The 6,143-nt window shown below is 50.6% G+C and carries 4 protein-coding genes; all 4 read left to right on the top strand.

Annotated elements, in window-relative coordinates; all coding sequences use genetic code 11:
- Positions 1-563: 563 nt before the first annotated feature.
- The 4 genes from IM509_RS06310 to IM509_RS06295 all read left to right on the top strand — a co-directional run bounded on the left by IM509_RS06310 (position 564) and on the right by IM509_RS06295 (position 5,976).
- Positions 564-1,595 (top strand): hypothetical protein, encoded by a 1,032-nt coding sequence (locus IM509_RS06310; RefSeq protein WP_185237933.1) that lies wholly within the window; start codon positions 564-566, stop codon positions 1,593-1,595.
- 34 nt (positions 1,596-1,629) lie between these two features.
- Positions 1,630-2,613 carry a hypothetical protein gene (locus tag IM509_RS06305; RefSeq protein WP_052276300.1) on the top strand — a complete coding sequence of 328 codons (984 nt, stop codon included), beginning with the start codon at positions 1,630-1,632 and terminating at the stop codon, positions 2,611-2,613.
- A gap of 24 nt (positions 2,614-2,637) precedes the next feature.
- Positions 2,638-3,921: a hypothetical protein gene (locus IM509_RS06300; RefSeq protein WP_052276301.1), complete on the top strand. Its 1,284-nt coding sequence runs from the start codon at positions 2,638-2,640 to the stop codon at positions 3,919-3,921.
- A gap of 72 nt (positions 3,922-3,993) precedes the next feature.
- Positions 3,994-5,976 carry a hypothetical protein gene (locus IM509_RS06295; RefSeq protein ID WP_185237932.1) on the top strand — a complete coding sequence of 661 codons (1,983 nt, stop codon included), beginning with the start codon at positions 3,994-3,996 and terminating at the stop codon, positions 5,974-5,976.
- The last annotated feature ends 167 nt before the right edge of the window (positions 5,977-6,143 follow it).

The raw sequence follows: 6,143 nt of genomic DNA, 5'->3' as shown, positions 1-6,143 counted from the left end.
ATTTTGCTAATAAACATAGCAAAATTATAGATGATTTCCTGACCTAAGATCACATTTTATTCTTTTTTCCACTTCAATCTAAGAATTGAGAAAAAAGCAAAACCTTATATTATACCATAAAAAAATTATGCAAGAGGTCTAATCACTAAATAGAGCATTTAATTGATTATTATTCATTCTTAATTCTCCTGACTACTGACTCCTAACCCTCACAACAATTTTTGATTTTTGCAAGAGGTCTATTCTAAGGCGCAATTACGCTCTGAGAGAAGAATTGGGCTTGCAGATGTCAGTCACGACTATTGAAATTGGTATAACGTCCCTTAAATGAGTTACACCAAATAAGTGACCTAGATCGTGTGACTGGTAAGAGGGAGAGGAACAATCTATCCTAAACAGTAATAGAGAGCTAGATAGCAAAATACTCCTTAGCAAGATCTCGCTCTAGCTCTCGATGTGGAATACGAGAAGACAGACAAGGTTAGGTCAGACCTAATTCTGTCGAAATTGTTCTTAATTTTATCGACATTTTAGCGACTACTTGCGCTCAGGAAGGTACTTATATGGATCAGCCTTTTGAAAGTGATGTTATGGAGGACTTAGCCGCTAATTCCTCCTTTGCCGATGAGGGAGCCTTCGATGCTTGGGAAGGTATGGAAAGCGAAGGTTTTGAAGGATTTGAAGCCGAAGACAGTTTTGGCGAAGACCAATTAGGATGGGAAGATATGGGAGGAGAGGGCTTTCTGGGAGAAGACGAATACGAGGCGGAATTAGGGGAAGATTTCGGCGATGATTACCTCATCGATAGCGGAGTCAATGATTGGGATGCCCTAGAAGAAGCCGTTGCCGATGCCCTAGACGCGGAAGACAGCGATGAATTTTTCCGACAATTATTAGGAGGAATTAGCCGGGTGGCGGGGGCAGCCCGTCGGGGAGCCACCACTGCCAGCCGGGTAGCCCGGGGGGTGGGACGGGCGGTCCAAACTGCCGGACGAGTAGCTGGACAGGTGCAGCGAGTGGCAGGCCAAGTGCAGCGAGTGGCGGGACGTGCCGGACGCGCTGCCAATCCCTTGGCCAGCATTTTGGGGCAAGTAGCGCCGCTGCTGCAACAGTATGCCGCCCAGGGCTTTGATGAATTGGATGCCCTAGAAGACTTAGCCGATTTATTTGCCGATGAGGAGCTAGATGAGGCTTTACCCGTACTAGCTGGTATGGCGGCCCGCACTATGGTTAGACCGGTGCTGCGCCGTGCCGCCCTCAGTAGTCCTCTCCGTCGTCAGATCGTTCACAGTACCACCCAAGTGGCTCGAAATCTAGTCCGCCGTCAGGGATCGGCTGCCCTGCGAGCTTTGCCGAGGATAGCTCAGAGTGTCGGACAAACCGCCGCTCGTCGTCGTTTATCCCCCAGTCGCTTACCGCAAGCTATCCGACAAACCGGGGCGAGAGTGGCGGCGCAACCCCGTTTAGTACGGCAGTTATCCCGTCCCGCCCCGGGGATGAGAAGAACTTCTGTTCGCCCCGGCCCCAGTCGCGGTGGTCTGCCCCAGCGCCTAAGACTACAAGGACCGGTGGAAATTATGATCACGCGCCTATAGCTATTTCTGCCCTTGCAATTAGGAGAGAAAAATCATGTATCAAGCCTTTGAAACCGATGTCATGGATGACTTGTTTTACGATCAAGTGGAAGGCCCCGCCCAAAGGGGCGACTATTACGATAGTTACGATGCCGGGGATGAATTCGGGGAATACGATCTGGCCGAAGCCGATGATGATGCCTTTATCGGTGGTTTAATTCGCGGCATCGGATCGATGCTCGGTAGTGGTCAGGGATTTGACGAGATGGAAGACTGGGGAGAACAGGGCTACGATTCTGGTTTCGATGCCCTGGAGGATGCCCTGGCCGATGCCCTGGCCGAGGAGGACACGGACGAGTTTTTCCGACGCTTGGGACGCATCGCTCGCAATGTGGGACGCAGAGTCGGACAAGTTGCTGGAAGAGTGGGCCGGGGAATTGGTTCCGTAGCCCGCGTGGTCGGACCGATCGCCAGTATGATTCCCCTACCGCAAGCGCAATTAATCGGACGTATTGCCAACGTGGCCGGAAGACTTTTGGCTGATGAGGCCGATGAGTTTGAGGCTTTGGAGGACTTATTTGACCTGGCCGAGACGGAAGATGCGATCGATGCGGCCGCTCCCTTTGTTTCCGCCGTTGCCCTGCGGACCGCTATGCCCAATATCTCGCGACTACCGCGGCAAACTCGCCGGCAATTGGTCAGTAGTGTCAGCCAAGCTACACGCACCCTCGCCCGTCGTCAAGGGCCGGCCGCCGCTAGAGCCGTGCCTCGCATTGTGCGCGGTGTTAGTCGTACCGTTGCCCAAAGAGGTTTACCCGCCCGGTCCGTGGCCCCTGCCGTGCGTCGTGCCGCCGCCCGAGTCGCCCAAAGTCCTCGCACCGTGCGCCGTTTAGCCCGTCCGCTCACGACCACATCTGGCCCGAGTCCGCATCGCCCCGGCCGGCAATCGATGTCCGGGGGACGACCTTGCCCCACCTGTGGCCGTAGCCATAGCTATCGTCTGCGCGGACCGGTAACTATTCGCATTCAAGGCAGTTAGGCAACCAACCGCAATGGGGGCAGTATGGGAACGAGAGCTTTTCTACACAATAAAATTTTAGATCTAACGGCGCGAGCGCGTCGTCTAGTCAGGGTAAATTATGCTTCCGTGGGGATTCGCCCCCAAGATTTACCCTACGCTCCCTCTCCCGACCATTTTCGGGCAGCTAATCAACGTCTGGCTAAGATTGATCGCCAAATTCAGCGTCGTCTTCAGCATCTACAAGGGACGTGGAACGAGTCACCGATAGAGCGAGTTTTAATCGATATAGCACTGGTAGAACGGGAAATTGACCGCGCTCGCCGTAGTTTTGGCCTATTTTTTGAAATTTTTAGTCAAAGGGGTTCCTCTTTTGCCGCCGCTCTCGCCGCCCATGATCTGATCGCGATCGATTGTTATCGGGCTGTTCGCGAGTCCTCCCCGGGATTATTTCGCGCACCGATGCTCAAACCCTTGTGTTATATGGAACACGGTTTCTCGCCTGCTACCATGCGTCGTGGAGTTTTGCTGACTCGTCTTTTGGGAGAACCTAATCCCTTCCCGATTATCCGGATTCCTTGGGATCGAGATAATCCTTGGCAACCGGTCTTTATCCACGAAGTAGCCCACAATCTGCAAGCGGATCTGGGTATCTGGCAGGAAAATCGTCAAGCGGTGATCCGTCGCATTCTCGGCACCAGTGGCGACCCCAGTATTACTCGCATCTACGGACGCTGGCATAAGGAAGTTTTTGCCGATTTAGCGGCGATTTTATTAGCAGGTCCAGCTGCGGCCTGGGGAATGGCACTTTTTCTGGCTCATCCCGCTCCCCGTACCCTTACCTATCGTCCCGGAGGAGCGCACCCGACGGCATATCTGAGGATTTTGATCTTAGCGGAAATGTTGCGACGGATGGGATTTGGTCAAGAGGGCGATCGCTTACGGCGCGTCTGGCAGCAACTCTATAACCCTAATCGTTTTCACCGTCTGCCGGCACGTCTGTTAACCACCTCGGAATTGTTAATTCCCCATCTGGTGGATGAAATTGCCTATCAAACCCGTCGCAATCTCGCCCAACAGGCCCTGGCGGATATTATTCCTTTTTCTGAAGATGATGAAAAAGCGATTCAAGCTGGTGCTAGACAATTAGTCCACGGAGAGGTTCCCCCCGATTTACCGCCGCGATTTCTGGTCAGCGCCGCTAGTTATGCCCTCGCTACTGGTCAAATTCCCGCCCGTCAGTTATCCAATCGGGTTATTAATCATCTTACCTCCCCTATTCCCCCATCTTCACCCAGTTTTAAAGAAATACAAGCCGCTTTGCTCTGAAAACTTAGGAATATAGGGGATAACTGATCACTGAAACAACCCCAACACCTTTTTTCCTTGCCCTGATAAATTATGAACACTTCATCTGGCAATCCGTTTAATTATAGTAGTGCCATGGCCAAAAATAATGGCCTGATGGCGAACAGTAGTTCTCGTATGGCGTTGGATAATCTTCTGCGGCGAGAATTAAAAGTCAGCGATCCCAATGATGCCAAACAGATAGCAGAGGCATTACTAAACCGCTATAAAAACAATCCTAGAGCATTAGCCATCAACAAGGAGGCGGAGGGAGTTCCCTTTCTTTTGGCTTCTGGTACACCGATGGCCTTGCAGCAAGCCCCCACATCCTCCGATGCGGAGATGCAGCAAGCGATCAATGATGTGGAGCGGGATTTGCGGGAACTGACCACCAACTCCATCCTCAAGGACGTGACCCCAGAATTGGAAGGCTGGGCGATGGCAGTTCGTTCTGCCATTCAGGAAGGGGTGAATTCGGCTCGTTTTGCCCTCGATCCCAGACAGCGGGATAAAACCTTCGGCATCCGTCGCACCTTGGGGGATTATGCTCGCCTGGCGCGGCTGGTTGGGGCGCTGACTCCTACCATGAGCCTCATCTATCGCAAGTTCGCTCAAAGTTTGGATGAAGTGGCTTCCGTCTTATTTGTGATGATGGGTGAAGCACTCTCTAATGTCGGCTTCGGCGGTCGTTATCTCTTACAGGCTCCCTATAGCGAGTTACAAGTGCGCCGGGATGCTGTTATCTATGCCCTGCGGAATTTAGTCGGGGCAACTCAAGAGGCTTATGCTCCCAACGAATGGCCCAGAGGGATCGATGCCTACCGCCAGCTTTTCCAACGGTTGGAAGAACAGGGACAAGGCGATCTTCGCGCTCTCCTGGTTGAAGGCGAGTTAAGTCGCGTCATGGATGCGCTCATTCAAAGGTCTGGTCAGGGTAGTGTCGCGGGTTTGCGCCAATTAGGGGCAACAGCACAGTTGGATGTCGAACGCCTGCGGCGCCTAGTCATCGTTGGTAAGAACTTGATCTATCCTGCTGCCCCACCTCTGACTGCTTTTCTGGAAGCTTTGCAGCTTTTTGTGGATGGTTTCGAGCCATCCGGTGGGTTCCGGTTGCTGCGGATTGCCCGACCGCCGATTTTGTTCTATGGCCTGTATGGGATGTCCGCCTTTGATGAAGCTGAAGAAAGGCTGCTACGGCTGATCATTGAGCGCAATCAGCTTGCGGATAAACTGGACTGCTATTTGCAATGTGGCTGTACTTCTAAAACAGTTCTCTGCCAAATTGTTCTCGATAAAATTCTTTACGATCTCGATCGCGCGATCGACCTCTATGCTGTGGGGACGCAAGATACTAACGATCCTTTGAAGAAATCGCCAGAAAAACGGGCAGTTGCCTATAGCTACATCGTGGATGTTTTCCTATTTCCTAATCAGCCTAACGGGGTAGCAAACCCTGATCGAGGTCGCTGTCTCCTAGAAAATGATACTACAGGTTCCGAAGTTTTATTACCTGGCGAACAGGGTAATTCCCAACAGTACCTCAATCATCTCATTTATCAAAGTTGTTTGCAGATTCGCAAGGATCTTTATGTTTCTTCTGGAAACCTTGAACGCAATGACAACCAGGTACTAGCAGCACTTCCTGACAATGACAAAACAATCAGAGACTTAGTTTGCCAAGAATTACAAGTTCAAAAAGACATGGAAGGTCGTTGGGAAAATCTGGTGCAAACGATGGCTCCGTCGTGCATACCATTTAGGAATGTTCGATGGAATAATTCAAACAATAACCACTCAGTATCAGGAGTATTTAATGTCATGAACAGCCTAATTAATCGAGCTTTACAGAGAGCTTTAGGGAAACAAGAAGATGATAACCCAATCGATCTTGAAGTTAAATTTGAGTTACCCAGTAACTACGAAGAAAGCCTGAAGATTGTTGCTGATAAGCTCAGTCCTAAACTAGGCGAGTCAGCCCAAAATCTTGCTGAAGATTTTGATGATTTAGTTAATGACAATCCATTAACTAAGCCATGACAATTATTGATCACCGATTCATAAACTGGCTCTTCGGTTTGTGTTATGCAATGGACGGGGGTTATAAGGGATGGAACCCTTATAGAGAAAGGCATTTAGCGATTTTTGTCAATTGTTTTTTATCTAGAGCGAACTAATCAATTAAGTCTCTTGCCAGATAAGGATTT

The sequence above is a fragment of the Microcystis sp. M31BS1 genome (assembly GCF_020245285.1).
Taxonomy (GTDB): domain Bacteria; phylum Cyanobacteriota; class Cyanobacteriia; order Cyanobacteriales; family Microcystaceae; genus Microcystis; species Microcystis panniformis.
Note: the sequence above shows the minus strand (reverse complement) of the source record. Positions and strands in the feature narration are given on the sequence as shown.

Coding starts and splice junctions, on each gene's coding strand:
- IM509_RS06310 (WP_185237933.1), top strand. CDS start 564: ATGGATCAGCCTTTTGAAAGTGATGTTATGGAGGACTTAGCCGCTAAT.
- IM509_RS06305 (WP_052276300.1), top strand. CDS start 1,630: ATGTATCAAGCCTTTGAAACCGATGTCATGGATGACTTGTTTTACGAT.
- IM509_RS06300 (WP_052276301.1), top strand. CDS start 2,638: ATGGGAACGAGAGCTTTTCTACACAATAAAATTTTAGATCTAACGGCG.
- IM509_RS06295 (WP_185237932.1), top strand. CDS start 3,994: ATGAACACTTCATCTGGCAATCCGTTTAATTATAGTAGTGCCATGGCC.